The sequence below is a fragment of the Citrobacter sp. R4 genome (assembly GCF_026719175.1).
Lineage (GTDB): Bacteria > Pseudomonadota > Gammaproteobacteria > Enterobacterales > Enterobacteriaceae > Citrobacter_A > Citrobacter_A sedlakii.
The window spans coordinates 653,151-678,524 of record NZ_JAPPSU010000001.1; the positions used below are offsets into that span (position 1 = coordinate 653,151).

General features: G+C 54.6%; 23 protein-coding genes. 9 read left to right on the plus strand and 14 right to left on the minus strand.

Annotated features, from left to right (window positions below):
* The first annotated feature begins 13 nt into the window (after positions 1-13).
* The gene (locus OOJ60_RS03005) at positions 14-1,369 is read left to right on the plus strand and encodes a glycoside-pentoside-hexuronide (GPH):cation symporter (protein WP_205611913.1); all 1,356 of its coding nucleotides are present in this window, start codon (positions 14-16) and stop codon (positions 1,367-1,369) included.
* A gap of 57 nt (positions 1,370-1,426) precedes the next feature.
* On the opposite strand, the gene dhaM is transcribed toward OOJ60_RS03005, so the two are convergent.
* The 3 genes from dhaM to dhaK are packed head-to-tail and all read right to left on the minus strand — an operon-like array spanning position 1,427 to position 4,566.
* Complete coding sequence (gene dhaM / locus OOJ60_RS03010; RefSeq protein ID WP_205611914.1) at positions 1,427-2,842, minus strand: dihydroxyacetone kinase phosphoryl donor subunit DhaM; 1,416 nt, start codon at positions 2,840-2,842, stop codon at positions 1,427-1,429.
* A 10-nt stretch (positions 2,843-2,852) separates the two neighbouring features.
* The gene (gene dhaL / locus OOJ60_RS03015; RefSeq protein WP_042287666.1) at positions 2,853-3,485 is read right to left on the minus strand and encodes a dihydroxyacetone kinase subunit DhaL; all 633 of its coding nucleotides are present in this window, start codon (positions 3,483-3,485) and stop codon (positions 2,853-2,855) included.
* A gap of 10 nt (positions 3,486-3,495) precedes the next feature.
* Positions 3,496-4,566 carry a dihydroxyacetone kinase subunit DhaK gene (gene dhaK, locus OOJ60_RS03020; protein WP_181821462.1) on the minus strand — a complete coding sequence of 357 codons (1,071 nt, stop codon included), beginning with the start codon at positions 4,564-4,566 and terminating at the stop codon, positions 3,496-3,498.
* A gap of 221 nt (positions 4,567-4,787) precedes the next feature.
* On the opposite strand from dhaK, the gene dhaR reads away from it, so the two are divergent.
* Positions 4,788-6,698 carry a dihydroxyacetone kinase operon transcriptional regulator DhaR gene (gene dhaR, locus OOJ60_RS03025; RefSeq protein ID WP_205611915.1) on the plus strand — a complete coding sequence of 637 codons (1,911 nt, stop codon included), beginning with the start codon at positions 4,788-4,790 and terminating at the stop codon, positions 6,696-6,698.
* Here dhaR and OOJ60_RS03030 read toward each other — a convergent pair.
* Positions 6,695-7,327: a winged helix-turn-helix transcriptional regulator gene (locus OOJ60_RS03030; RefSeq protein WP_060569617.1), complete on the minus strand. Its 633-nt coding sequence runs from the start codon at positions 7,325-7,327 to the stop codon at positions 6,695-6,697. The genes dhaR and OOJ60_RS03030 overlap by 4 nt on opposite strands.
* Before the next feature lie 76 nt (positions 7,328-7,403).
* A complete protein-coding gene (locus tag OOJ60_RS03035) occupies positions 7,404-8,066 on the minus strand; it encodes a winged helix-turn-helix transcriptional regulator (protein WP_205612144.1) in 663 nt (220 codons plus the stop codon).
* Positions 8,067-8,415: 349 nt separating this feature from the next.
* On the opposite strand from OOJ60_RS03035, the gene OOJ60_RS03040 reads away from it, so the two are divergent.
* Genes OOJ60_RS03040 through OOJ60_RS03065 form a run of 6 tightly spaced genes read left to right on the plus strand, consistent with a single transcriptional unit; the run spans position 8,416 to position 14,363 of the window.
* Positions 8,416-8,946 carry a fimbrial protein gene (locus tag OOJ60_RS03040; RefSeq protein ID WP_205612145.1) on the plus strand — a complete coding sequence of 177 codons (531 nt, stop codon included), beginning with the start codon at positions 8,416-8,418 and terminating at the stop codon, positions 8,944-8,946.
* A 50-nt stretch (positions 8,947-8,996) separates the two neighbouring features.
* On the plus strand, positions 8,997-9,674 hold the full coding sequence (locus OOJ60_RS03045) for a fimbria/pilus periplasmic chaperone (RefSeq protein WP_205611916.1): 678 nt from the start codon (positions 8,997-8,999) through the stop codon (positions 9,672-9,674).
* 29 nt (positions 9,675-9,703) lie between these two features.
* Positions 9,704-12,214 carry a fimbria/pilus outer membrane usher protein gene (locus tag OOJ60_RS03050; protein WP_205611917.1) on the plus strand — a complete coding sequence of 837 codons (2,511 nt, stop codon included), beginning with the start codon at positions 9,704-9,706 and terminating at the stop codon, positions 12,212-12,214.
* A complete protein-coding gene (locus tag OOJ60_RS03055; protein WP_233470870.1) occupies positions 12,108-13,187 on the plus strand; it encodes a fimbrial protein in 1,080 nt (359 codons plus the stop codon). The genes OOJ60_RS03050 and OOJ60_RS03055 overlap by 107 nt, the downstream gene beginning before the upstream one ends.
* Before the next feature lie 12 nt (positions 13,188-13,199).
* Positions 13,200-13,715 (plus strand): fimbrial protein, encoded by a 516-nt coding sequence (locus OOJ60_RS03060; protein ID WP_052406284.1) that lies wholly within the window; start codon positions 13,200-13,202, stop codon positions 13,713-13,715.
* An 18-nt stretch (positions 13,716-13,733) separates the two neighbouring features.
* Entirely contained in the window at positions 13,734-14,363 is a 630-nt protein-coding gene (locus tag OOJ60_RS03065) for a helix-turn-helix transcriptional regulator (protein WP_205611918.1), read from the plus strand.
* Between the two features lie 42 nt (positions 14,364-14,405).
* On the opposite strand, the gene potD is transcribed toward OOJ60_RS03065, so the two are convergent.
* The 4 genes from potD to potA are packed head-to-tail and all read right to left on the minus strand — an operon-like array spanning position 14,406 to position 18,269.
* Positions 14,406-15,452, minus strand: coding sequence for a spermidine/putrescine ABC transporter substrate-binding protein PotD (gene potD, locus OOJ60_RS03070; protein ID WP_042287648.1), 1,047 nt, complete (start codon positions 15,450-15,452; stop codon positions 14,406-14,408).
* A 51-nt stretch (positions 15,453-15,503) separates the two neighbouring features.
* A complete protein-coding gene (gene potC, locus OOJ60_RS03075; protein ID WP_042287646.1) occupies positions 15,504-16,295 on the minus strand; it encodes a spermidine/putrescine ABC transporter permease PotC in 792 nt (263 codons plus the stop codon).
* Positions 16,292-17,149 (minus strand): spermidine/putrescine ABC transporter permease PotB, encoded by an 858-nt coding sequence (gene potB, locus OOJ60_RS03080; RefSeq protein ID WP_060569621.1) that lies wholly within the window; start codon positions 17,147-17,149, stop codon positions 16,292-16,294. Before potB ends, potC begins: the two co-directional genes overlap by 4 nt.
* A complete protein-coding gene (gene potA / locus OOJ60_RS03085) occupies positions 17,133-18,269 on the minus strand; it encodes a spermidine/putrescine ABC transporter ATP-binding protein PotA (RefSeq protein ID WP_205611919.1) in 1,137 nt (378 codons plus the stop codon). Before potA ends, potB begins: the two co-directional genes overlap by 17 nt.
* 228 nt (positions 18,270-18,497) lie before the next feature.
* Here potA and pepT point away from each other — a divergent pair, with 228 nt between their 5' ends.
* Positions 18,498-19,733 (plus strand): peptidase T, encoded by a 1,236-nt coding sequence (gene pepT / locus OOJ60_RS03090; RefSeq protein ID WP_042287643.1) that lies wholly within the window; start codon positions 18,498-18,500, stop codon positions 19,731-19,733.
* Positions 19,734-19,802: 69 nt separating this feature from the next.
* Here pepT and roxA read toward each other — a convergent pair whose 3' ends face one another.
* The 5 genes from roxA to hflD all read right to left on the minus strand — a co-directional run bounded on the left by roxA (position 19,803) and on the right by hflD (position 25,361).
* The gene (gene roxA, locus OOJ60_RS03095; protein ID WP_042287642.1) at positions 19,803-20,924 is read right to left on the minus strand and encodes a [50S ribosomal protein L16]-arginine 3-hydroxylase; all 1,122 of its coding nucleotides are present in this window, start codon (positions 20,922-20,924) and stop codon (positions 19,803-19,805) included.
* Positions 20,925-21,029: 105 nt separating this feature from the next.
* A complete protein-coding gene (gene phoQ, locus OOJ60_RS03100; protein ID WP_042287641.1) occupies positions 21,030-22,493 on the minus strand; it encodes a two-component system sensor histidine kinase PhoQ in 1,464 nt (487 codons plus the stop codon).
* A complete protein-coding gene (phoP, locus tag OOJ60_RS03105) occupies positions 22,493-23,164 on the minus strand; it encodes a two-component system response regulator PhoP (protein WP_042287748.1) in 672 nt (223 codons plus the stop codon). The genes phoQ and phoP overlap by 1 nt, the downstream gene beginning before the upstream one ends.
* 181 nt (positions 23,165-23,345) lie before the next feature.
* Positions 23,346-24,716: an adenylosuccinate lyase gene (gene purB, locus OOJ60_RS03110; RefSeq protein WP_205611920.1), complete on the minus strand. Its 1,371-nt coding sequence runs from the start codon at positions 24,714-24,716 to the stop codon at positions 23,346-23,348.
* A 3-nt stretch (positions 24,717-24,719) separates the two neighbouring features.
* Positions 24,720-25,361 carry a high frequency lysogenization protein HflD gene (gene hflD, locus OOJ60_RS03115; RefSeq protein ID WP_042287747.1) on the minus strand — a complete coding sequence of 214 codons (642 nt, stop codon included), beginning with the start codon at positions 25,359-25,361 and terminating at the stop codon, positions 24,720-24,722.
* Positions 25,362-25,374 lie beyond the last annotated feature (13 nt).

Sequence of the window (25,374 nt, forward strand, 5' to 3'; positions counted from 1 at the left end):
TTAAGGATAAATTATGTCTGAAGTGGAACAATTACCCATAAAAGAAAAAATAGGTTATAGCCTGGGCGACGCCGCAAGCCATATTGTCTTTGACTCTTCCGTTGCCATTCTGGCCTATTTTTATACCGATATTTATGGCCTGCCGCCCGCCGTAATGGGGACCATGTTTTTGCTGGTCCGTCTGCTGGACGCCATTACCGATCCGGTGATGGGCGCAATTGCCGATGCGACCGCGACGCGCTGGGGCCGCTTTCGTCCGTGGCTGCTGGCAATCTGTATCCCTTTTGCCGTGAGCTGCGTACTGGTCTATTCCACGCCAGATTTTAGCGACAGCGGTAAAATAGCCTATGCCGTCGCGGCTTATATATTTATGACATTAATGTATACCGCCATTAATATTCCTTACTGCTCGTTAGGCGCGGCATTAACCGCCGATCCCAATGAGAATTTATCGCTGCAATCCTGGCGGTTCGCCATTACGCCGATTGGCGGCGCGTTAGGCACCGCCTTTATTCTGCCGGTGGCGGATTACCTCTCGCCGGGCGACAGAGCGAGCGGTATTCAACTGGCGATGGCGCTGTTTGGCGCGATTGGCTGCGTTATGTTTTTGATCTGCTTCCTGACCACCAAAGAACGCGTTCAGCCGATTAAAGAGGAGAATATGAACATCGCCCGCGATGTGAAAATCCTTTTTCAAAACGAGCAGTGGCGTATTTTGTCAGTCTATAACTTTATGATGCTGGTGGCGGTAGTGATCCGCGGCGGCGCAGTGGTGTATTACGTTAACACGGTGCTGAACAAAGGTGCGGATGTGATCACCTGGTTTATGCTTGGCGGGATGTTTGCATCAATGCTCGGTTCGGTGCTGGCGAAACCGTTTGGCACCCGCTTTTGCAAAATTAAGCTCTCTTTCTGGATCAATATTCTCAACGCCGCGCTCGGCGTAGCCTGTTATTTCCTGCCGGTAGAATGGTGGATTGTCCCGCTGCTGGCGCATCTGGCGATCCAGATTATTCAGGGCGGCAATGGCGCGATTCAATGGTCGATGATCACTGATGCTAATAACTACGGTGAATGGAAAACCCGTCGGCGAATCACCGGAATGAACGTCGCGGCGAACATTTTTGTCATCAAACTTGGCGTTGCGGTTGGTGGTGCGATTATCGGTTGGGTACTGGCGTTTTACGGTTACGCCACCAACAGCGACACCCAGCCGGACGGCGCCGTGGATGGCGTGATAATGCTGTTTACGCTACTGCCCGCGCTGTTTTATTTACTCACCGCGGTGTCGATTAAGTTTTACCAGCTCACTGCCGACAAAATGCATGCTGTGGTTCAGGATCTGCAAAAAGGTCAGTTTGCGGGCTAACGGTAGAATAAGCGTGTATCCGGCCCACTGAACACTGCGGACCGGATACCGGCAGGGTCATTTCTGTCGTAAGACGCGCTGCCCCGCGACGTCGAGCGTCAGCGCCTCGCCGGTTTGTACTGCATCCAGCGCATGGCCCTGCTGACAAACCCAGGCGATGCCCATTTCACGGGCGATAAGCGCGCCGTGCGCAAGCGGGCTTCCGCCACGCAGACAAATGCCTTTCACCACCGCAGGGTCAAGCGCCACCACGGTGGAAGGGCAGAGATCGTCCGCCACCAGAATCGCCGGAGCAGTAAACTCAGGCAACGTAAGCGGGCATTGTTGCAGATGACGCAGACTACGCTGCAACAGATCGTCAATGTCGATATCGCGCGCCCGCAGATAAGCGTCATCAAGCTGGCGATACTGCGCGCTCATCTCCGTTAATACCTGCTGCCATGCGTACTCTGCGGTACAGTGCTCGCTTCGCAGTAATTCACAGGCGCGGGTAAACAGCTCCGGGTCGTCGAGCAGCATATGGTGGCCGGAGAAGATCGCCGCCAGATCGCCCGGCCAGCTCGCCTCGACGCGGGTTACCAGTGACATCAAATCCAGCAGGGTGAGATCCAACGCGTTGCGCAGGCGTGACTGTTCTGCCGTGACGCTCAATTCGCTCTTTTTAACGACGGGGGGCAGCGTCGGCGCATAGCGGTATGCTTTTCCCGTTACCGCCGCCGTCGCAGTCTGCATTGCCGACGCTGCTGCCGACTCGCCAAAATTCGCGGCCGCCAGTTGGCTGAACGCCGCCAGCGCGTCATCCGCCTGCTCGCCACGGGCTAACAGGCGAATAGTGTCATTACAACGTATCTGCAACAGCGCAATCTGATTCAGGCTGTCCGGGGTCACGCATTTGCCGTTCTTTTCCAGCAGAAGGGCGGCGTTAAAGCCGGACAGCGTCGAAACCAGCCGCGACGCCGGACGGACATGCAGCCCGTTGTGATTCTTTACCACCACCGAAACCGACTTCGCTTCGCCGTCCGTAAGCGAGGGCGCGGCCTGCGTCTGGGCGGCTGGGGAAGGTAAACCTAATTGCTCACGTTTCGCCTCCAGCGCATTCATCGCATCAGCAACGACTTTATCGATATCCGCGCCTGCCGCAGCACTCACCGTGGCCGCCAGCGTGCCCTCCACCAGCGGCGCGGCGCACAGGCGAACTTTCGCGGCAACAGCCGGTTCGAGCAGTTCCAGCGCTGTTTCCGCGCTCAGCAACGCGCTGCCGATATCCATCATCACCAGCACGTTGTCGGCATCGGCAACAGACTCGATAGCCGCCATCACTTTTATCGGGTCGGTACCGATAGGGTTTTGCGGATCGTCGATCCCGGCGGCAATGGCGATCTTACAATCTTCGCCCATTAACATTTGCCGCGCTAACTCGCCGACCCCTTCACCCAGCCGGGCGCTATGAGAAACAATTACCAGGTTTACCATCACACCGTCCTTACTCTTTTGCCGCTGCGCTCAGCATCTGGGTAATAAACATGACCGAGGTTGCGCCAGGATCCTGATGCCCAATGCTGCGCTCGCCCAGATAGCTGGCGCGCCCTTTGCGTGCCTGCATCGTAATCGTACTTTGCGCGGCGGCTTCCGCCTGCGCGGCGGCGGCGTCCAGGGCGGCGGGTATGGACAGATTTTGTTCGCAGGCCAGACGCAACGACTCGACTACCGGCAGCCAAACGTCGCACATTGTTTTATCCCCCGGTTCCGCTTTGCCCCGGCTGATGACGCCATCTGCGCCTTCGCGCATCATCTGATAAAGTTCTTCCAGCGACAGACTCTGATGGGCTTGTGTCACCTGGGCGGCGCGGATAAAAAAGGTACCAAACAGCGGGCCGCTGGCGCCGCCGACGCTGGAAAGCAGCGTCATGCCGGTATTTTTCAAAATAAAACCGATATCTTTGTCGGCAATAGCGGGTAATTTTTCTACCACCTTGCTAAAACCGCGATGCATATTCAGACCGTGGTCGGCGTCGCCTATTTCGCGATCCAGCCCGGTGAGATAATCGCTTTGCTGGTTGAAAATGTCGCCGCAGCGATAGAGCCAGTTGACGATTTGCGTTCTGGTCAGTGACATAACGTTCTCCTTAGTTTCCCCAGTTCAGGGCCGGGGTGTGAACCGGGGCGTCCCATAATGCGAGGGTGTCGTCGTCCACTTTCAACAGGGTGATGGAAAAGCCGGACATATCGAGCGACGTGCAGTAGGCGCCGATCAGATTGCGCTCGATAATCATTCCTGCCTCCTGGCAGCGCGTTTCCAGGCGATTGTAGACGCCGTAGAGTTCCGAAAGCGGCGTCGCGCCGAGATTATTGACCAGCGCAATTACCCGATCGCCGCGCTGTAAAGGCTGCTTGCTTTGTTTGTCTTCCAGCCAGACGCCCTGCTGTGGATCCCAGTGGCGCAGCGTACGGCTATAGGCACCGTTTTCCAGCAGCGTATCGAACATCTGATCCACGGTCTCATCCAGCGAGGAAAAGGCGCGACGGTCGATACCTGGCTCACCGTGAATACCCACGCCGAACTCCATTTCGTTGTCGTTCAGGGTGAAAGATGGTTTACCGGCGGCGGGAACCGTGCAGGCCGCAAGAGCGACGCCAATTGAATGACCGTGATTATTCAGTCTGCGACCCAGCTCAGCGCAGGCTTCCAGCGAGTCGCCGCGCTCTGCCGCCGCGCCGACCAGCTTTTCTATCAGGACCGTATTGGCGACGCCGCGACGTCCGGCGGTATACAGGCTGTCTTTGACCGCCACGTCGTCGTCAACCACAACGGTGGTGACCTTCACGCCGCTGTCGTGGAGCAGTTCGGTGGCGGTTTCAAAGTTGAGGATATCGCCAGTGTAGTTTTTAATAATCAGCAGCACGCCTTCGCCGCCGTCAATCTGCATGGCGCACTCAAACATTTTATCCGGCGTCGGCGAGGTGAATATTTCGCCGGGGCAGGCGCCGGAGAGCATTCCCCGCCCAATATAGCCACAGTGCATCGGCTCATGTCCGCTTCCGCCGCCGGACAGCAGCGCCACTTTGCCCTGAACGGGGGCATCCGCGCGGGTGACATACACCGGATCCTGATGCAGGGTCAGCGTAGGGTAGGCTTTCGCCAGACCCGCCAGTTGTTCACTCAGTACGTCTTCCACACGGTTAATTAGCTTTTTCATTTTTTGCTCCGGGTTATCTCCAGGGACAGGACGTGTTCAACATCACGGCGACCGCGCGCTGCCGATAGCGCAATTGTGCCCCAGCGCGCGAAAAAGAAAATTCACCGGTGTTATGTTTCATAATGGAACCAAACTGAGCAGAAATGTTTCATTCTGGAACGTATTTGACGGAAAACAAGCAAAAATGCGAGCGAGCGCACCCTGACTGGAGATAACCGGCAATGGCTTCACCTGATGATGAGATTCCTGCGTTTCTGCGTGCTTCATGGTTGCGCTGCGCCAGTATTATGCGCCCTGATTTCTGGTCGAGGCCGCACCGGGCGCAGGGGCTGACCTTTGACACCATTTGCCGGCGTAAAGCGGCGCTGCTGACGCTGGGACAGGCGGCGCTGGAAGATGCGTGGGAGTACATGATGCCGCGTCGGTGCGGGCTGTTTATTCTTGATGAAAGCGCCTGCGTGTTGAGCTGCTGCGGCGATGCCGGGACGCTTGAGCAGCTTGCGGCGCTTGGGTTTGTTGAGGGGACCTACTGTGCGGAAAGCATTATTGGCACCTGTGCGCTGTCTCTGGCCGCTCTGCTTGGGCAGCCGGTAAAAACCCGGGGTTCCCATCATTACCGGCACGCGTTGCGCCCGTGGTGCGTCTGCGCGACGCCGGTTTTTGATAATCACGGACGTCTTACCGGTTCGATCGCGCTGGTTTGCCGGGCGGGCGACGATACCTCATCCGATCTGCCGCTCACGCTGGCGATAGCCCGCGAGGTGGCTAATTCTCTGCTCACCGACAGTCTGCTGGCGGAATCCAACCGTCACCTTAACCATCTGAATGGTCTGTTAGAAAGCATGGACGATGGCGTGATGACCTGGAATGCCCAGGGCCACGTGCAGTTTATCAACGCAAGGGCGGCGCGGTTGCTGCACCTTGACGTAGCGGCAGCCCAGGGGAAAAACCTGACGGAGTTATTCACGTTGCCCGCAGTGCTGGTGCGGGCCGTCCGGCAACACCGTCCACTTCATCATGTCGAGGCAACGTTCGAAAGCCAGCATCAGTTTGTGGATGCGGTGATCACCCTGAAACCGATCCAGGACGCACAGGGCACCGGCTTTATTTTATTGTTGCACCCGGTGGAAAAAATGCGCCAGCTCATGACCAGTCAGTTGGGCAAAGTGAATTTTACCTTTGCGCAAATGGCGCAGAACGATCCGCAAACCCAGCGGCTCGTCCACTTTGGCCGCCAGGCGGCGCGCGGCGCTTTTCCGGTGCTATTGCGCGGCGAGGAAGGCGTGGGTAAGGAGTTGCTGAGCCAGGCGATCCACAATGACAGCGAGCGCGCGGAAGGGCCGTACATTGCGGTAAACTGTCAACTGTATGCCGAACGGGCACTGGATTTTGCGTCAACGACGGCGGGTGAGGAGGGCGAAGGACGCCTGAGTCGGCTGGAACTGGCGAACGGTGGAACGCTGTATCTGGAAAAAATCGAATATCTCGCCCCGGCACTGCAGTCGGCGCTGCTGCAGGTCATCAAACAGGGCGTGATTACCCGTCTCGATGCCAGGCGCGTAGTGCCGGTCGATGTGAAGGTTATCGCCGCCACCACGGCGGATCTGGCGCTGCTGGTGGAACAAAACCGCTTCAGCCGTCAGCTTTACTATGCGCTACATGCTTTTGAGATCACTATTCCGCCGCTGCGGATGCGTCGCAGCAGCATTCCTTCGCTGGTCGATCACCGGTTACGCCGTCTTGAGAAACGCTTTTCCACGCGGCTCAGGATGGACGATGACGTGCTGGCGCAGCTGGTCGCCTGCGACTGGCCAGGAAATGATTTTGAACTGAACAGCGTCATTGAGAATACGGCGCTGCGCAGTGAAAAAGGGCGCATTCACCTCAGCCACCTGCCGGACTATGTCTTCAACGAACGGCGAAATGCGCCTCTGGCGGAAGAGCGGCGGTCTGCCAGCTTATCGTTCGCGGATGCCGGGAAAGAGGCGATTATACACGCCGCCAGACTCACCGGCGGACGGGTACAGGAGATGTCCGCGCTGTTAAAAATTGGCCGGACGACGCTTTGGCGAAAAATGAAGGTCTATGGCATTGACGTCGGCCAGTATAAATCGCTGCGCGATAACGATTAGAAGCGTGATGGCAGATGGTTAATCGCGATCAGCTTGCCCTGACTCAGTTCGATATAGCCCCCTTTTTTCAGCGCCGAGAGAATTTTCATGACGCTGCTGCGTGAGATATGCGTTCTGTCGAGAATAAACTGATAAGCGGCCACGCTTTCCCGGATACTGTCCGGCTCCTGATTCAGCGCCAGCAACTGCTTACAAAGAAGATCATAGGCGGTTGGCGCGGTCGCCATCTCATTTTGTATAAACAGCTTATTCATCACGACGATCATATGCTTCGCCATGATTTCCCAGAGCTGTTTCTCCTCAATGCGCGCCATGACGGTATCGAGGGGCACGGTGGCGACCTCACACGGCTCCAGCGCACGCAGCAGCAGCTTTTCGGATAAGGCGCTGGTAAAACCCAGCGAGACAGGGGCGGATGCAATGCCGAGCGCCAGGTGATTTTCCTGGTTTTCAATGCTGACCACACCGCTACGGATAAACTGACAGCAGTGCTCGCCCGCGCGAATAAAAACAAACCGACTGCCTTTAGGATAGCAGCGAAATTCCTGCTCCTGCGTCAACTGCTTTAGCAGTTCCGGGGCATAAACGGAAGGCTGCTTGAGAAGATTAAACGATGATTGCTGCGACATGATGGCGGTCCGGTCATGATTAACGCATTGAGAACCTGCGGTATCAGGTTCTTACTTTGACGAGCATAGTCTACGGCTAATATTTCAGGGGAATATTTTGCTGTATCTGGAGAAGTACGCCACGTTCCGTGATGATATAGCCACCTTTTTTAAGGTCGGCAAGAATTTTCATAATGCTGCTGCGTGACAAAAAGGTTCGGCTCTGAATGTAGTTCGCTGCGGTAATGTTGCGGCGGAACTCAACAGATTCCTTCATTAACTCATAAAGTTGTGAGCGAATAATATCGTAGGAACTGGGCGCGGTAATACGGGTACAATGATCGTAAACCCGTCCTGCGGTGTAAACCAACAGCGACGCCAGGCTTTCCCACAGATTCTCTTTCGTAATGACCTCATTGACTTTTGTCAGGGGTAATACCGCCACCCGCGAACACTCCTCACTGCGCATAAAAAGATAACTGGCATCACAGAGCTGATTACTTAAGCCAAAGACAAACGGCGCGACTTCGGAATTAAACATAAAGCTATCCCGCGTTCTGAATATTGAAATGGTTCCTTTCAGCAGGAGTAAGCATTGATGGGAGTTATTGTTTTTATAGTTAATTATTTGTCTTGGTTTTGTTTCGTATATGTTAGCGTGTGGCAGAAGTTTATCTATTATCCGCTCAATGTGTTTTACCGGTTTTATCGGCAGGTCTTTATATGCAGTTGATTCAGTAGCTATTTTGCGTGCAGGCATCATTGCTCTCCCATGGCATTATCATAATTGGAATAACGTAACTTACTGCTTGATTTAGTAATTATGGGGAGTGCAAATTAATAAGTGAATCTGGAATAAAGTGTAAAATTACACCAAAAAATCACTTGAGCGAATATATGCAGCTATATGAAAATCATCATTAAGCAATATGACAACGTATTTGGTTGCTGCTTGCAGAAAGCGGAATGACGTGTAACCCGATAACGTGGTTTTGACTTATGGCCTGGCATTTTTCAAAGACATAGCGGAAATGTTCTCGCTAAAGAGGCGGTTTTCGCACCGGTAAATTAACCGGATTATAAATAAACAAAAGTTAAGGATAGCAATGATGAAAAAAAATAGCGTAGTGATGGCGTTATCCGTCGCAGGTCTTTTGACTATTTCAAATGCCATCGCCTATGACGGCACGGTTAATTTTATGGGACAAATTCTCGATACCGCATGTACCGTGGATATTGGTTCCAATAATACCCTGATGGTGGATATGGGCAGCGTTTCCAAAACGGCTTTTGTCAGCGTTGGCGATGAGGCTTCGACAACGAAATTCACCTTAAGATTGATCAATTGTCCGGTCAGCGTGACGTCGGCAAAGGTTAAGTTTGATGGCTTAGTTGATGCGTTTGACAACAGTTTACTGGCGATAAACCCGGATCCGGGTGCGGCGAGTGGCGTGGCGATTCGACTGAAAACAGCGGATAAAAGCAACCTTGGGCTGAACGAGGTGAACGGCTATTCGTATCCGTTATCCAGTACCACGGATAATAATCTGGATTTTTACGCGGCTTATGTCGCCACCAGCGCCACGGTGATGGCGGGGCCGGCTAACGCTGTCGCCAATTTTACCGTTAACTATAACTGATTTACCTGCGCCGTTTAAGGGCCAGTATTTGGCCCTTTCAGAGGTTTAGTATGAATGCATTACGTTGTTGCGTCCTGTTCCCCGTGTTTTTCGCGATGGGTATTTCGATGACTCACGCTGGCGTTTCCGTTGGCGGTACGCGCGTTATTTATGATGGTGAAAAAAAAGAGGCCTCTCTGAGCGTCAGTAATCCCGATACCATCCCGTATTTAATTCAATCGTGGATTGAATTACCGGATGCGGCTCGAACAAAAGCCCCGTTTATTATTACGCCGCCGCTTTATCGTCTGGATAACGGACAGCAAAACGTAATGCGAATTATCCGCAGCGGAAGTTTGCCGGAAAATAAAGAATCGTTGTTCTGGTTGAACATTAAGTCAATCCCGTCGGCAGCGCGAAAGGACAATACGTTGCAAATCGCCGTAAAGACACGAATAAAGCTCATTTATCGTCCCGGTCAACTGCGTCAGTCGACGCCGGAAGCGCAGGCAGAGAAATTAATCTGGCGGCTGGACGGAAAGTTTATTCAGGTAAAAAATCCTTCCGCATACTTTATTAATTTTAATGAAATTACCGTGGCAGGTAAAAAAGTGAACGATGTGACATTCGTTGCGCCGGAAAGTACCGCCCGTTTCGCGCTGCCGTCCGGCGTCAGTGGCGGCGACGTCACCTTTAAAATCATTAACGATTATGGCGGGACAGGCGACGCGCATCGCGCTGCAATATAGCCAGGGATGGCTGTCGGGGAATAAAGTCAATGATGATAGCAAATTACAGAAATCACCTTCCCCCGATCCGACTGGCGATGTTTATCTCATTAATGATTTCAGCTGTGCTGAATGAGGCGAAGGGAAGAGATTATTTCAACCCGGCGTTACTTGAACGAACCCAAAGCGCATCCGGGAAAATTGACCTTTCTGGTTTTGAAACGGGTCAGCAGGCAGAAGGAACCTATCGGGTCGATATTCTCCTTAATGGAGAGCTCCGGGAGACCCGGGAGGTCGCCTTTGTCAGGGATGATGACGGAAACCTTCAACCCTGCCTGAGCGACGTTATTTTACAGCGCTACGGGGTGAGAACTGACGTCTATCCGGGGTTAATGGCGAAAGGCGACTGTGCGGAGCTGTCAGCGATCCCTCAGGCATCCAGTGAACTGTCATTTTCCTCCCAGAAACTGATGCTAAGTATGCCACAGGCTGCGCTTTCCGCCCACGCGCGGGGCTATGTCGCGCCGGAACTGTGGGACGAAGGGATAACCGCGGCAATGCTGAATTACAGCCTGAGCGGGGACAATAGCCGGGAAAAAAATACCGGCTTAACCCGCAACAGTCAGTACGCCAATCTGCGACCGGGCATGAATATCGGCCCCTGGCGTCTGCGTAACTACACCACCTGGAATCGCGACAGCGAGGGCAACGATCGCTGGGATACGGTTTACACCTATCTGCAGCGCAACATTATTCCCTTGAAAGCGCAAGTTGTTCTGGGCGACAGCGCCTCGCCCGCCGATGTTTTTGACAGCATTCCGTTTCGCGGCGGTCAGCTTGCGTCAGATGACGACATGCTGCCGGATTCGCTGAAAGGTTATGCGCCGGTGGTCCGGGGGATCGCCCGTACGCATGCGCAAATTATTATCCGGCAAAACGGCTATCAGATTTATCAAAGTTACGTCGCGCCCGGCGCGTTTGAGATCAGCGATATGTACCCGACTGGCGGGGCCGGCGATCTTGAGGTGACCCTCAAAGAAGCCGACGGCAGCGAGCAGCATTTCACCGTGCCGTTTGCCTCATTACCGGTACTCCAGCGTGAAGGACGCTTCAAATTTTCGCTCACCGCGGGCCGCTACCGTACTTACGACAGCCGGGTGGAGCGCGCTCCATTTTCCCAGGGGACGGCGATGTATGGTTTACCCCACGCGTTTACCGTTTACGGGGGAATACAGATCGCTGAACGCTACCGCGCGATGGCGATAGGGGTGGGCAAAAACCTCGGTGTCGTAGGGGCGGTTTCTGGCGATGTGATTCAGTCATGGGCCCGACCACATGAGGCCGGGAAGGCGCAGGGACAGTCCTGGCGCATTCGCTACAGCAAAAACAGCGTGGCGACCGGAACGAATTTCGCGATTGCCGGTTATCGCTACTCAACACGCGGTTATTACGCCATGCAGGACGTGTTTGATACCTACGGTGGCGGTAACGTGCTGTCGCAGAAGCGGCGTAATCGCATGGAGGCTAACGTCAGCCAGAGTCTTGGCGCAGGCGCAGGTTCGCTGTCGCTCACTGCGGTGCGGGAAGATTACTGGCATTCAGGTAAACCCATGCAGTCGCTGAGTGTCAGCTATAACAACACCTGGAAGCAACTCAGCTACGGAATTAGCTGGACGCAGAGTCAAAACAGTCAGTCAGGCAATCACGGTCATGCGGAGAGCGATCGCCAGTTAGCCCTTAACGTCAGCATGCCGCTGACGGCGTTTATGGCAAATACCTGGGCTCATTCTGGCCTGAATCACAGCCGCAGCGGCGGCACGACCCAAAGCATCGGAGTCAGCGGTATGGCGCTGGCAGGAAATGCCCTGAGCTGGAATATCCAGCGTGGATACGGTTCGGATGACGTGGGCTATACCGGCAGTCTGAACGCCGATTATAAGGGAACCTATGGGGAACTGAGCGGCGGCTACAGCTACGACCGCGCGAGCCAGCGGGTGAACTATGCCCTGGCCGGCGGCGTATTGGCGCACGCTGACGGCGTTACGCTGTCCCAGCCGCTGGGAGAAACTAACGTGTTAATTAAAGCGCCGGGCGCAGGCGGTGTCGGGGTGAAAAATCAGAGCGGCGTCAAAACCGATTTTCGCGGCTATACCCTGGCCAGTAACGTATCGCCGTATCGTAAAAACGATATCGGACTGGATACGCTAACCGTTCCCGACAACGTGGAACTGGCGTTGACCAATAAAAACGTTGTGCCGACGCGCGGCGCCGTCGTGCGTGCGGAGTTTATCGCCAGCGTCGGGCAGCGCCTGTTGCTGAATTTACGCCGTGATAACGGGCTACCGGTGCCGTTTGGTTCCGTTGCCAGCGTTAGTGGCGCAAAGGGGCCGGGGTTTATTGTGGGCGATGACGGACAGGTTTATCTCAGCGGAATGGAACGGCAGGGCACGCTGGATGTCGTCTGGGGAGACGGCCCGCGACAGCGCTGTCGCGCCGCTTATTCGCTGGATGCGACAGAACAGTATTCCGGCGTCAACGTCGCCAACAGCCTTTGTCGCTGAATACTTCACTTACGGCAATGAGAACAATACCGTGCGGCAAATTCATTTTTTATTCGGCGCGTTAATCCTGGTCTTTTCCGGTCTGTGTTCCGCCGACGTGTGCGAAATAACGGCGCCGCTGATTCGAACCGTGTCGACAGGCAATATTCTGGTGCAGCGTGATACAGGCGCAGGCGCGGAAATTGCCCGCGTCCGGGTCTCCGGATTTGTTGAACTGGCGTCGTTTTCATCCACTGGCGTCGCGAGTTGCAATGGCGGCTATACGTTTAATTACTTATCCGCCACGCCCGCGTCCATGAGCGGAGTGTATAACACTAACCTCGACGGCGTCGGGATCCGCACGTCGTTCGACGCCGGTAATTTCATGCTGCCATCTTATGGCGCGAATATTAAGACGCTCTATTACCTCGGTAATTATGACGTCATTTTTTATAAAACCGGAAATATCACCTCTGGCCCCTTAACCCCTGGATTAATTGCGCAGGGCTGGTATGGCGCGCCGGACAATCACTTTGTGCAAATTTCGCTGGACGCCGCAAGTCAGGTCACGGTATTAGCCTGTTCGCTTTCCAGCCAGGTGATTAATTTTAACCTCGGCGATATTAATGCCAGCGCATTTTCAGACCGACCAGGATTTATCCCCTCGCGCGGCGATACGCAAACCCTGGGATTGAATTGCGATCCTTCAACCAATATCAACATTGAACTGAGCGGAACGCCAAACCCGGATGTCAGCGGCGATTCCGGCGTTCTGGCGCTCAACGGGCAGGGGATGCCCGGCACGGCGGAAGGTGTTGGGGTGCAACTGGTTTACAACACGATTCCGCTGCAGCTGAACAACCGCATCCTGCTGAAACAATCGGCGGGTGGGCAGGAAGCGTTTCCCCTGACGGCGCGTTATTACCAGACCCGGGCTGTTGTTAAGCCGGGCAGTGCGAATGCCACGGCAACGCTGAATGTAACGTATCAATAGCAGGTGATGAAAATGCCCGGTAAACAAGGACTGGCAATAGCGATGTTATTTTCTGCGCCGGCGTGGAGCATTGGCGATCCGGTGGCGCTGTACGTCACCGGCAACGTAAAAGCGGCGCCGTGTCAGATCAGCAGCGACAGCGTAACGAAAACGGTCGACCTTACCGCCGATCAGTCGGTTACCGCGTCGTCCATGTACACCCCGGGCTCAACCACGCCATGGGTGGCGTTCGATTTGAGTGTGGAAAACTGTCCCGCTGGCACTACCCAGGTAACCGTCATGTTTAATGGCAGTCCGGATCAAAACCAACCGCAGGACCGATATCAAAACGTCGGAACGGCGACGCCGGTGGCGGTACAGCTTCAGAGCCGCGATGGACAGCCGCTTGGGGATGGAAAATCACTTAGCGGTCAGGTGGAAAGTCAGCGTTATACATGGCAACTGCGCGCCCGCATCGTGAGCCAGCAGGGACATGTCATGCCGGGCACCGTTAATGCTGTCGTAACCGTTTCAATGACCTATCAGTAAAACGTTGACAGGCGCTTTATGAATATCATTATCCGCTGTGATGATAGCTTTTATAAATTTGGGCTGACCGCGCTGCTGGCGGAAATATTCCAGCAGGAAGACGAACAGCAGACGGTCATTTTTGCTGATTATCATCCAGATAAAATCAGGACGGCGGATATTCTCGTTGCTGTTCTGCGTCCGGGAGAGGCCTATCTGTGCCATCCGGAATTATTACATTGTAAGGCCGGGTTGATGATTGGCATTGTCGAACAGCGTCACGTTCCCGCTCGCGGCGAACTGCCGGATTGCCTGCACCAAATTGTGTTGATGGCCCATAACGCCACGGTTGACCATCTGCGCAATACGATAGCACATCACTGGCCGTTAACCCGGCAAGATAAAGATGAGGACGTTAAACGCTCCTGCGTCAGCTGTTCCCATAAGCGCGTTTCAGATAAGCAGCAGCATCTGATACGCCTGTTGCTCTCCGGCCTGACGTCCCGGCAGATCGGCGCACAGATGAACATTGGTCAGAAAACCGTACTGGCCCATCGCCATGCGCTCATGCATAAATTCAGGCTCAGGTCGGACTGTGAACTGATGCAGTTTCTGGTGGCGAAGGAGGAAAAATATCCGCACCGGGGCGGGGAAGAAGGAGGACGATGATCTGGCCGGGCAGGGGAGGCCGCCGCCCGGCGCAGGGCAGGATCAGCGTCCTGCTTTCAGCTTCTGATAATACTCTTCGTAGATTGCGCTGGCCGCGCCTACGTCGTTCTGCCATTCCCCTTTGCTGACGGTTTCCGCATCCGGGTAGAGCGATTTGTCATTGGCGACTTCCGGGCTGAGTAGCTTACGCGCCGCCAGGTTTGGCGTCGGGTAACCGATGGTTTCCGCCACTTCTTTCGCCACATCCGGGCGCAGCAGGAAATTGATCAGCTTAAGCGCGCCTTCTTTATTTTTCGCGTTTGCCGGAATGGCGAGGCTGTCCATCCAGAAAATACCGCCTTCTTTCGGCCAGACGACTTCCAGCGGCGTACCCGCCTGGCGCGCCACGAACGCAGAACCGTTCCATACCATCCCGAGGTTGACTTCACCCTCCATGTACGGATTTGCCGGGTTGTCGGAATTAAAAGCCGCCACGTTTGGCATCAGTTTTTTCAGCTCGTTGTACGCCGCTTCAATCTCTTTCGGATCGGTGGTGTTGCCGGAATAACCCAGTTTGCGCAGCGCCATCTGGAACACTTCTCGCGCATCGTCGGTCAACAGAAGGCTGCCTTTGTATTCCGGTTTCCACAAATCGGCCCAGCTGATGACGGTTTTCGGGTCAATGCTGTCGCTGTTGACGCCAATAGCCGTCGCCCCCCAGATATACGGAATGGAGTAGTCGTTGTTTGGATCAAAGGGCTTGTTCAGCATGTCAGGGTCAAGGTTGCTGAAGTTGGTCAACGTCGACTTGTCGATCTTCTGGATCATGCCTTCTTTGCGCATTTTATCCACGTAATAGGTGGACGGAACCACCAGATCGTACGCGCCTTCTTTATAGGTTTTGAGCTTGGCGTACATGGTTTCATTCGACTCATAGGTCGAATAGATAACCTTAATGCCGGTCTCTTTGGTGAACTGTTCCAGCAGCCCTGGCGGAACATACTCGGTCCAGTTGTAGAAATAGAGCGTTTTACTGTCGTCCGCGTGCGCGGCGCTCATACCGATAGCGAGAGCGCCTGCCGCGAGCAGGTGGCGTGACCATTTTTTCATTTAACGTCCCCTGAGATTAACGCCTGACTCTCCAGGCGGATTGAACAACACTTACGCCTGACGAGACAGGCTCTTCGTTTTATCGCGAGCGATCAGCTGGCTGGCAATCACCATCACCAGCGACAGAACCAACAGGATTGTCGCCAGCGCATTCACCTCCGGTGAGACGCCGACTTTCACCATGGAGTATATTTTCAATGGCAGAATTTCATAACCCGGTCCGGTGACGAACGACGAGACCACCACATCGTCCATCGACAGGGTAAAGCTCAGTAGCCAGCCTGCCGCCACCGCCGGCATTGCCAGCGGCAGGATGATTTTACGCAGAATAGTCAGTTCGCTGGCGCCCAGATCTTTTGCCGCTTCCAGCATTCGCACGTCAAACCCTTTCAGACGCGAGTAGACCGTCACCACCACGAAAGGCAGACAGAACGTGATATGCGAGAACAGCAGCGACCAGAAGCCGAGCTGGATGCCAAGCAGCATAAACAGGACCAGCAGCGAAATCGCCATCACGATATCCGGCGACATCATCACCACAAACAGCATACCGCTGACGAACGGTTTCCCGCGAAAACGGTAACGATACAGCGCTACCGCGGTCAGCGAACCGATCAGCGTGGCGAAAGTAGCCGAAAAGATCGCCATCGTCAGCGAGTGCTGAGCGGCCTGCAGCAGGCTGTCATTATTCATCAACAGGCCATACCATTTTGTGGTAAATCCCTGCCAGTTAATGCCGAATCGCGAGCTGTTAAAGGAATTCACAATCAAAATAATGATGGGAATATACAGGTACGCGTAGATAGCGGTCATAAAACCGCCGCGGAGCAGTCGACCGATCATTCGAGTTCCACCTTCTTATTCAGCAGTCGCGACGCGCGCCAGTAAACCAGCAGCATCAGGCCCATCACGATGGTCAGCGTAATGCTGGTCGCTGCGCCGAACGGCCAGTCGCGGATGTTCAGGAACTGTACCTTAATCACGTTACCGATCAGCAGGTTTTTCGCGCCGCCCATCAGATCGGAGACGTAAAACAGTCCCATCGCCGGCAGCATCACCAGCAGACAGCCCGCGATAATGCCTGGCATGGTCAGCGGAATGATAATGCGGATAAAGGTTTGCAGCTTGCTGGCGCCGAGATCTTTCGCCGCTTCCAGCAGCGGTTTATCGAGCTTTTCGATGCTGGAATAAAGCGGCATAACCATAAATGGCAGCAGGATATAGACCAGACCGATAATCACCGCCCCCGGCGTAAACATAATGCGAATAGGCGTGTCGATGACTCCCAGCCACAGCAGAAACTCGTTAAGGTAGCCTTTGGTGCTAAGGAAAATTTTCAGCCCGTAAATGCGGATCAGCGAGTTAGTCCAGAAGGGGACGATCAGCAGAAACAGCAGCAGCGGACGCACTTTTTGCGGCAGTTTCGCCAGAAACCAGGCAAACGGATAACCCAGCGCCAGACAGGCGAGGGTGGCAATCAGCGCCATATTCAGCGAGTGCAGCAGCACGTCGAAATAGAGCGGATCGAGCAGACGCGTGTAGTTGTCCAACGTAAAGACCATTTTGACGAAATTTGCATCGTCACGGGTCAAAAAGCTGGTGCCAATGATCATCAGGTTGGGCAGAAAGACAAACAACACAAGCCAACCGACGATAGTGATAATCACCACATTCTGGAATTTACTTGTGTTCTTCATCAGCCAGTACGACCTCCCAGCTTTCTACCCAGTTAACGGCCATTTTCTGGTCGAGCGAGTGGTCAAAGTCGGGATCGTCTTCATTGAAGAATTCACTGACCATCACCATCTTACCATTTTCCAGTTCGACAACCGACTCAAGGGTCATCCCCTTGTAGTTGCGCTCGCGCACGTAGCCGATAAGCCCTTCGCCAGGCGAATCGTCGTTAATTTCTTCCACGCGCAAATCTTCCGGGCGCAGGAGAACGTGCAGTTGTTGCCCTGGCTCAACGGCAAAATTCACGTAGATATTGCACTCGCGGCCTTCAACGTTCGCGCGTACCCGCTGTTCGTCTAACCGTTCAATGACCGTCGCATTGAACATATTAATTTCGCCAATGAATCCGGCAACGAACAGGTTTTTCGGCTCTTCGTAAATTTCACGCGGCGTGCCGTCCTGCTCAATGCGTCCGTCGCGCATGACCACAATGCGGTCGGACATGGTGAGCGCTTCTTCCTGGTCGTGGGTGACGAAGACGAACGTGATGCCGAGCTTACGCTGCAAGGCTTTCAGTTCGTTCTGCATCTGCTTTCGCAGTTTATAGTCCAGCGCCGAGAGGGACTCATCCAACAGCAAAAGACGCGGTTTATTGACGACTGCCCGGGCGATGGCCACGCGCTGCTGCTGACCGCCGGAAAGCTGATGCGGTTTGCGCTGTGCGAACTCTTCCAGTTGCACCATCCGCAGCGCTTCAGTTACGCGCGGGGCAATTTCCGCCGCCGGGTTTTTTTGCATACGTAACCCAAAGGCCACATTTTCAAAAACGGTCATGTGGGGGAATAACGCATAGCTCTGGAAAACGGTGTTTACGTAGCGGTTTTCTGCCGGAACGTGGGTGATGTCCTGGTTATCCAGCATAATCTGACCGGAATCCACGGTTTCCAGACCGGCTATCAGGCGAAGCACGGTTGTTTTACCGCAGCCTGAAGGACCCAGCAGCGTGAGGAACTCGCCATTATTGATAGTCAGATCCAACTGGGAAATGACCTCTTTGCCATCGAAGCTTTTGCTGATACCTGATAAAAGAACCAGCGGTGAAAGCGAACGCGGTTGTTTATTCAATTTTTTTCTCTGTCCCATGTAGACGTATCGGATGGCTGACCGATACGGGGTTTGTGGTTGACCACCTTGGTGACTCTTAAAGAGGGCGGTCATTCTACGGCAAACCACTGTAATCGCCAATCCTTGTTATAGTCAGTAGGGGTCTGAAGAGAAATATTCTCGTTTGCGGGGATAAAAGTGACCTGACGCAATATTTGTCTTTTGTGGCTTCCTGATAATGTTGTCACAAATAGTGAGGATGACTGCATGGATAAACTACTTGAGCGTTTTCTACACTACGTTTCGTTGGATACCCAGTCGAAAGCGGGTGTGAGACAGGTTCCCAGTACAGAGGGACAGTGGAAGCTATTACATTTGCTCAAACAACAGCTCGAAGAGATGGGGCTGGTCAATGTGACGTTAAGCGATAAAGGGACGCTGATGGCGACGCTGCCGGCGAATATCCCCGGCGATATCCCTGCTATCGGTTTCATTTCACATGTGGATACCTCACCAGATTTCAGCGGCAAAAACGTGAATCCGCAAATTGTTGAAAATTATCGCGGCGGTGATATTGCGCTCGGCATTGGCGATGAGGTGCTGTCGCCGGTCATGTTCCCGGTGCTGCATCAGTTGCTGGGACAAACGCTGATCACCACAGACGGTAAAACGCTGCTTGGCGCGGACGATAAAGCGGGCGTGGCGGAAATCATGACCGCGCTGGCGGTACTGAAAGAGAAAAACATCCCCCATGGCGATATTCGGGTGGCCTTTACCCCGGATGAAGAAGTGGGCAAGGGGGCGAAGCACTTTGATGTCGCGGCGTTTAACGCGAAGTGGGCTTACACCGTTGACGGTGGCGGCGTCGGCGAACTGGAGTTTGAGAACTTCAACGCGGCGTCCGTGAACATCAAGATTGTCGGCAATAACGTTCATCCCGGCACCGCGAAAGGGGTGATGGTGAACGCCCTGTCGCTGGCGGCGCGTATTCATAACGAGGTGCCCGCTGATGAAAGCCCGGAAACCACCGACGGCTACGAAGGCTTTTATCACCTGGCGAGCATGAAAGGCACCGTCGATCGCGCCGATATGCACTACATCATTCGCGACTTCGACCGCAAACAGTTTGAAGCGCGGAAGCGCAAGATGATGGAGATCGCCAAAAAGGTGGGCAAAGGGCTACACCCGGACTGCTATATCGAACTGGTGATCGAGGACAGTTATTACAATATGCGAGAGAAAGTGGCTGAGTACCCGCATATCCTCGACATCGCCCAGCAGGCCATGCGCGACTGCGATATTGAACCGGATATGAAGCCGATCCGCGGCGGCACCGACGGCGCGCAGCTGTCGTTTATGGGATTGCCGTGCCCGAACTTGTTCACCGGCGGCTACAACTATCATGGCAAACATGAGTTTGTGACGCTGGAAGGCATGGAAAAAGCGGTACAGGTGATTGTGCGTATCGCTGAGCTGACGGCGAAGCAGCCGTCGTCTTGTTGAGATCGGATGGCGCCGTATTGTCCGGCCTACGGGAGGTGATCCTGCAGGCCGGATAAGCGAAGCGCCGACTTACCCTTCGAAGAACCAGTAGCCGCTGTTGACCAGCGCGGCCAGCATCGCCAGGAAGGACGGATCGTCCAGCGCATCGCCAAAGTTTTCGGCGGTGAGCACGATGTGGCTGGCAAGCGCTTCCAGCGCCGGACGATGCGGAGAGTCGATCTTCTCGCCGTTGGCGTAAACCTCACCGTCCACGCGCAGAACGCGCAGACCACCCAGGCGTACCAGCACGTCGCCCTGCTTCAGGGCATCGTAGATTTCGTCGGGCTGATACGGCGGCTCCGGCGGGGCGATATCCAGCTCGTGGCGAGACTGGGAGATAAATTCCCCAAACCATTGCTTAAAGTGTTCCGGTTGGTTAATCAGATCGAGCATCATCGTGCGCAGTTTGTCCATTTCCTGCGGTAGCACGTCAGCCGGGTGCTCACGTGGGGGAACGTCCGGGTCGCTGTAATACGTGCTGCCCAGTTCGCGTTGTAGCACATAGTCGGCAAACCCGCTGATCAGTTCGCGGGTATTCGGTGCGCGGAAGCCGACGGAATAGTTCATTGCGTTTTCCAGCGCATAGCCTTCGTGCGGGAATCCCGGCGGGATGTACAGGATGTCGCCCGGCTCCAGTTCTTCATCAATGATCGCCTCAAACGGATCGACCTGTAAAAGGTCCGGATGCGGGCAATGCTGCTTCATTTGCAACTTTTCACCGACGCGCCAGCGACGGCGGCCAGTCCCCTGAATGATAAAGACATCGTACTGATCCAGATGCGGACCCACGCCGCCGCCGGGTACCGAGAACGAGATCATCAGGTCGTCAATACGCCAGTCCGGCAGGGCGCGGAAAGGGCGCATGAGCGCGGCGGTGGGCTCGTGCCAGTGGTTAACGGCCTGAACCAGCAGCGACCAGTTGTTCTCGCCGAGATGATCGTAGCTTTCAAACGGACCGTGGCTGACCTGCCATTTGCCATCCTGATGGCTTACCAGACGGCTGTCGACTTCGCTTTCCATCGCCAGCCCCGCCAGTTCGTCAGGAGAGAGCGGATCGATGAAGTTATTAAAGCCGCGTTTCAACACCACCGGGCGTTTTTGCCAGTGGCGTTCAAGAAAGTCGGGCCAGTTGAGAGTTAATTGGTATTCCATATTGCGCATCCACAGGCTGTTCGTTGCAACCGATTATAACGGATGCGTAACAGGATGAATGTAGTGAGCGCATATTTATTAGCGAAGGTCCCGTGATTTTCGGCGTTAATCGTCTTTTTGCCCCGGCTGCTGGTGACCAAAAATCACCTCCATTCGGGCGCCGCCCAACAGACTGTCGCTGGCGATAATCTTGCCGTCGTATTGCTCGGTAATTTCACGGGCGACCGCCAGTCCCACGCCTTGGCCCGGACGCAGTGTATCCACCCGCTGACCGCGATCAAACACCAGATCGCGCTTGCTCTGCGGGATGCCGGGACCGTCATCTTCCACCACAATATGCAGATGGTCGTCGGTCTGGCGGGCGGAAATTTCGACAAATTCGAGGCAATATTTGCAGGCGTTATCCAGCACGTTGCCCATCACTTCGACAAAGTCGTTCTGTTCACCGACAAAACTCACTTCCGGTGAAATATCGAGGCTGATAGTGACGCCTTTACGCTGATAAACCTTATTGAGCGCCGAGGTCAGGTTATCCAGTAAAGGGGCCACCGGATGCAGTTCCCGGCTGAGCAATACGCCACCGCCGCGCATACTGGCGCGATGCAGGTAATAGCCAATCTGCTGAGAGATACGGCTGATTTGTTCAAGCATCACCGGCTCGGCGTCGCTAACGCTCAGCTTTTCACTGCGCATTGAACGCAGCGTACTTTGCAGCACGGCCAGCGGCGTCTTCAGGCTATGGGTCAGGTCGGTCAACGTGGTTCGGTACTTATCGTAGCGTTCGCGTTCGCTTTTCAGCAGACGATTAAGGTTGCGCACCAGACTGGTCAGTTCGCGCGTGGTTTCCGGGTTTAACTGTTCGCGATGGTGTTCCTCCAGTTCCCGGACTTCGCGCGCCAGCGCCTCGATAGGGCGCAGGCTCCACCAGGCCGCCACCCAGAGCAACGGAATCACCAGCAGCAGGTTGGCTGCCAGCACGTAAATAAACCAGCTCCAGACCATATAAGAGCGTTTAAGCTCAATGGGGATCGTGTCGACCACCACAATCGTCAACTGCGGCATACGCGCCGTCGCCGGGTAGACGTTTACCGCGACCGAGTGGGTCATTTCCGCGTCGTCATCGTCTTCCCGTACCTCTTTCAGTTGCGCCTGCACCGAGTGGTCTTCGTTTACCAGCGTGCTGGTGGCGTCAATATCGGCTTCGATTTCGTGAAAACCGTTGGTTTTCAGCCAGTCGGGATGAATAAGTTTTACCAGCCACGGCACATTACGCTGCGCCCAGAGCAGCTTGCCGTTTTCATCATAAATCAACGAGATAGTGGGGCTTTGCATATCGAGATGTTCCGGGATCTCGACATGGATCTTGTTGTCCTCCCACCTGGCGAGCGTGTAGAAAAGATTGCTCTCGCCGCGCAGCAGGCGGAAGGTCGTTTTGTCAAAGCTGACGCTATAGCCCACCAGCGCGACTGCGCCATAGGCCAGAGACAGCACCAGTACCACCCCTGCAGTCGCCAGTAAAAAGCGTAGCCGCAGAGACAGCGGAAAAAGGTGACGCAGCAGTTTATTCATTAGCGCAGTTCGAACAGATATCCCTGACCACGGACGGTGGTAATCACGTCATGGGGATACAGCGCCTGAATCTTCTTGCGCAGACGGCCCATCAAGACGTCAATGGTATGACTTTCACGCAGTTCAGCATCCGGATAGAGCTGTAACATCAGCGCATCTTTACTGACCACTTTGCCGTTATTACGGATCAGCGTTTCCATAATGGTGTATTCAAAGGCGGTCAGCTTAATGACTTCATCGTTCACCGACAGTTCACGGCGAGAAAGATCGACCTGGAAAGGGGGAATGGAGATAATCTGTGAGGCATGGCCGCTGTTACGCCGCATCAACGCCTGCATGCGTGCCACCACTTCCTCAATGTGAAACGGTTTGGTGACATAGTCATCCGCCCCCGCGCTCAGCACCTCCACTTTGTCCTGCCAGCCTTCGCGCGCAGTCAGCACCAGAACCGGTAGGGAAACGTCATTCCCGCGCCAGCGACGGATCAGCGACAGCCCGTCTTCATCGGGTAGTCCGAGATCGACGATCGCGATATCTGGCACGTGTTCGTTAAGATAATAGTCGGCCTCTTTGGCATCTTCGGCGTCATCAACCTGATGTCCTGCATCCTGAAGTTGCACCTTCAGGTGGTGGCGTAACAACGCATTATCCTCAACAACCAGTACGCGCATCATCATTTCTCCCTATATATACGGTATGAATAGTTTAACGCTGATTATGTTGCTGTGGGGATAAACATTTAATAAACCGGGGAAGGGGAAATGCCGGAAGCGCACCGGCACGGAAAACACGTCTGGCCATTGCAGGCCGGATAAGATGCCGTTGCATCATTATCCGGCACAGGCGGGTGGCTTATTTTAGCTCATCAACCATTGTCACGGCGCGACCAATGTAATTCGCCGGGGTCATCGCTTTCAGCCGCGTTTTTTCGTCTTCCGGCAGCGCCAGACCGTCGATAAACTGCTTCATCCCTTCAGCGTCAACGCGTTTGCCGCGGGTCAGCTCTTTCAGCTTTTCATACGGTTTTTCAATGCCATAGCGACGCATTACGGTTTGGATCGGCTCTGCCAATACTTCCCAGTTGTGATCCAGTTCGTCCAACAGACGATCGCGGTTCACTTCCAGTTTGCTTACCCCTTTCAGGGTGGACTGATAGGCGATCAGCGCGTAACCAATGCCCACGCCCAGGTTACGCAGCACGGTTGAATCCGTCAGGTCGCGCTGCCAGCGGGACACGGGCAGTTTGCTGGCCAGATGTTGCAGAACCGCATTTGACAGGCCCAGGTTACCTTCGGAATTTTCAAAGTCGATCGGGTTTACTTTATGCGGCATGGTGGAAGACCCGATTTCGCCCGCAATGGTTTTTTGCCTGAAGTGGTTCAGCGCGATGTAACCCCAGACGTCACGATCGAAGTCGATCAGAATGGTGTTGAAACGGGCGATACAGTCGAACAGTTCGGCGATGTAGTCGTGCGGCTCAATCTGGGTGGTGTACGGGTTCCACTGAATGCCCAGCGAGGCGACAAATTCTTCGCTGAACTGGTGCCAGTCAACCTCCGGATACGCGGCGATGTGTGCGTTATAGTTACCGACCGCGCCGTTGATTTTACCCAGGATTTCTACCTGGTTCAGCTGGCGGAACTGGCGCTCCATGCGGTAGGCCACGTTTGCCATCTCTTTGCCCATGGTCGACGGTGTTGCCGGTTGACCGTGAGTACGGGAGAGAAGGGGGATATCGCGATACTGAACGGAAAGATCTTTTACCGCGTCGATCATTTTGCGCCAGTACGGCAGGATCACTTCGTCGCGCGCGGTTTTCAGCATCAGCGCATGTGACAGGTTATTAATATCTTCTGAGGTGCAGGCAAAGTGAATGAATTCGGAAACCGCGTGCAGCTCAGGCACCTCCGCCACTTTCTCTTTCAGGAAATACTCGACTGCTTTGACGTCGTGGTTGGTGGTGCGCTCGATGGTTTTAATGCGCGCGGCGTCTTCTTCATTGAAGTTTGCCACGATAGCGTCGAGGAAACCGTTTGCGTCGGCAGCAAAAGCAGGAACTTCCTTGATCGCTGCGTGCGCGGCCAGTTTTTGCAGCCAGCGTACTTCTACCTGTACGCGGAATTTCAGCAAACCGTATTCGCTGAAAATCCCGCGCAGCGCGCTGACTTTATCGCCGTAGCGTCCATCGACAGGGGAAACGGCGGTCAGTGAGGATAATTCCATAGATCACAACTCCGGGGTTAAATGAGCAAGAATTTGTTTTGCCTGAGTGGTCAGGCGATTACGGGAAAACATGAGCTGCAGGCGGCCTCCGCCAACCTGATGCCAGAGCACGGCGGCGCGAATCCCTGCCAGCAGCGAGGCGCGCACTTTGGCCTGCACCTGCGGGCTTTGCAGTACGGCGGGGGAACCCGTCACCTGAATACGCGGTCCCAGCGGGCTGATGACGTCGACATAAATGCCGGCCATGGCGCTCATCAGCGTTTCCGATTGAAGATCGAAGTGTTCCAGCTGGCGCTGCAGGCCATTAATACGATCGCCCAGGGTATCCAGCGCGCCTTTGGCGGCGGAGAGTTTGCGCTCCAGCACCATCAGGCTCAGGGTATAGCGGGTTAGCTCTGCGTTTAGCCCCTGGCGACTGCTGGCGTTGAGCACGCCGAGCAGGGTCTCCAGGCCGAGGCGCAGATTGGCTTCGCTACCGCCGAACACCCCCAGCGTTGAGCTGGGGTTCATATCAATGACGCTGTTCAGTGAGACGTGGAGCGCATCGGCATCACAATGTCCCTGGTGCGCCAGTTGTTGCACCAGGCGTGCCGACTGGCAAATACCTGCCAGGGCGAGGGTGATGTCATAGTAATTTTTTGCCACGTTCACTGCTTCC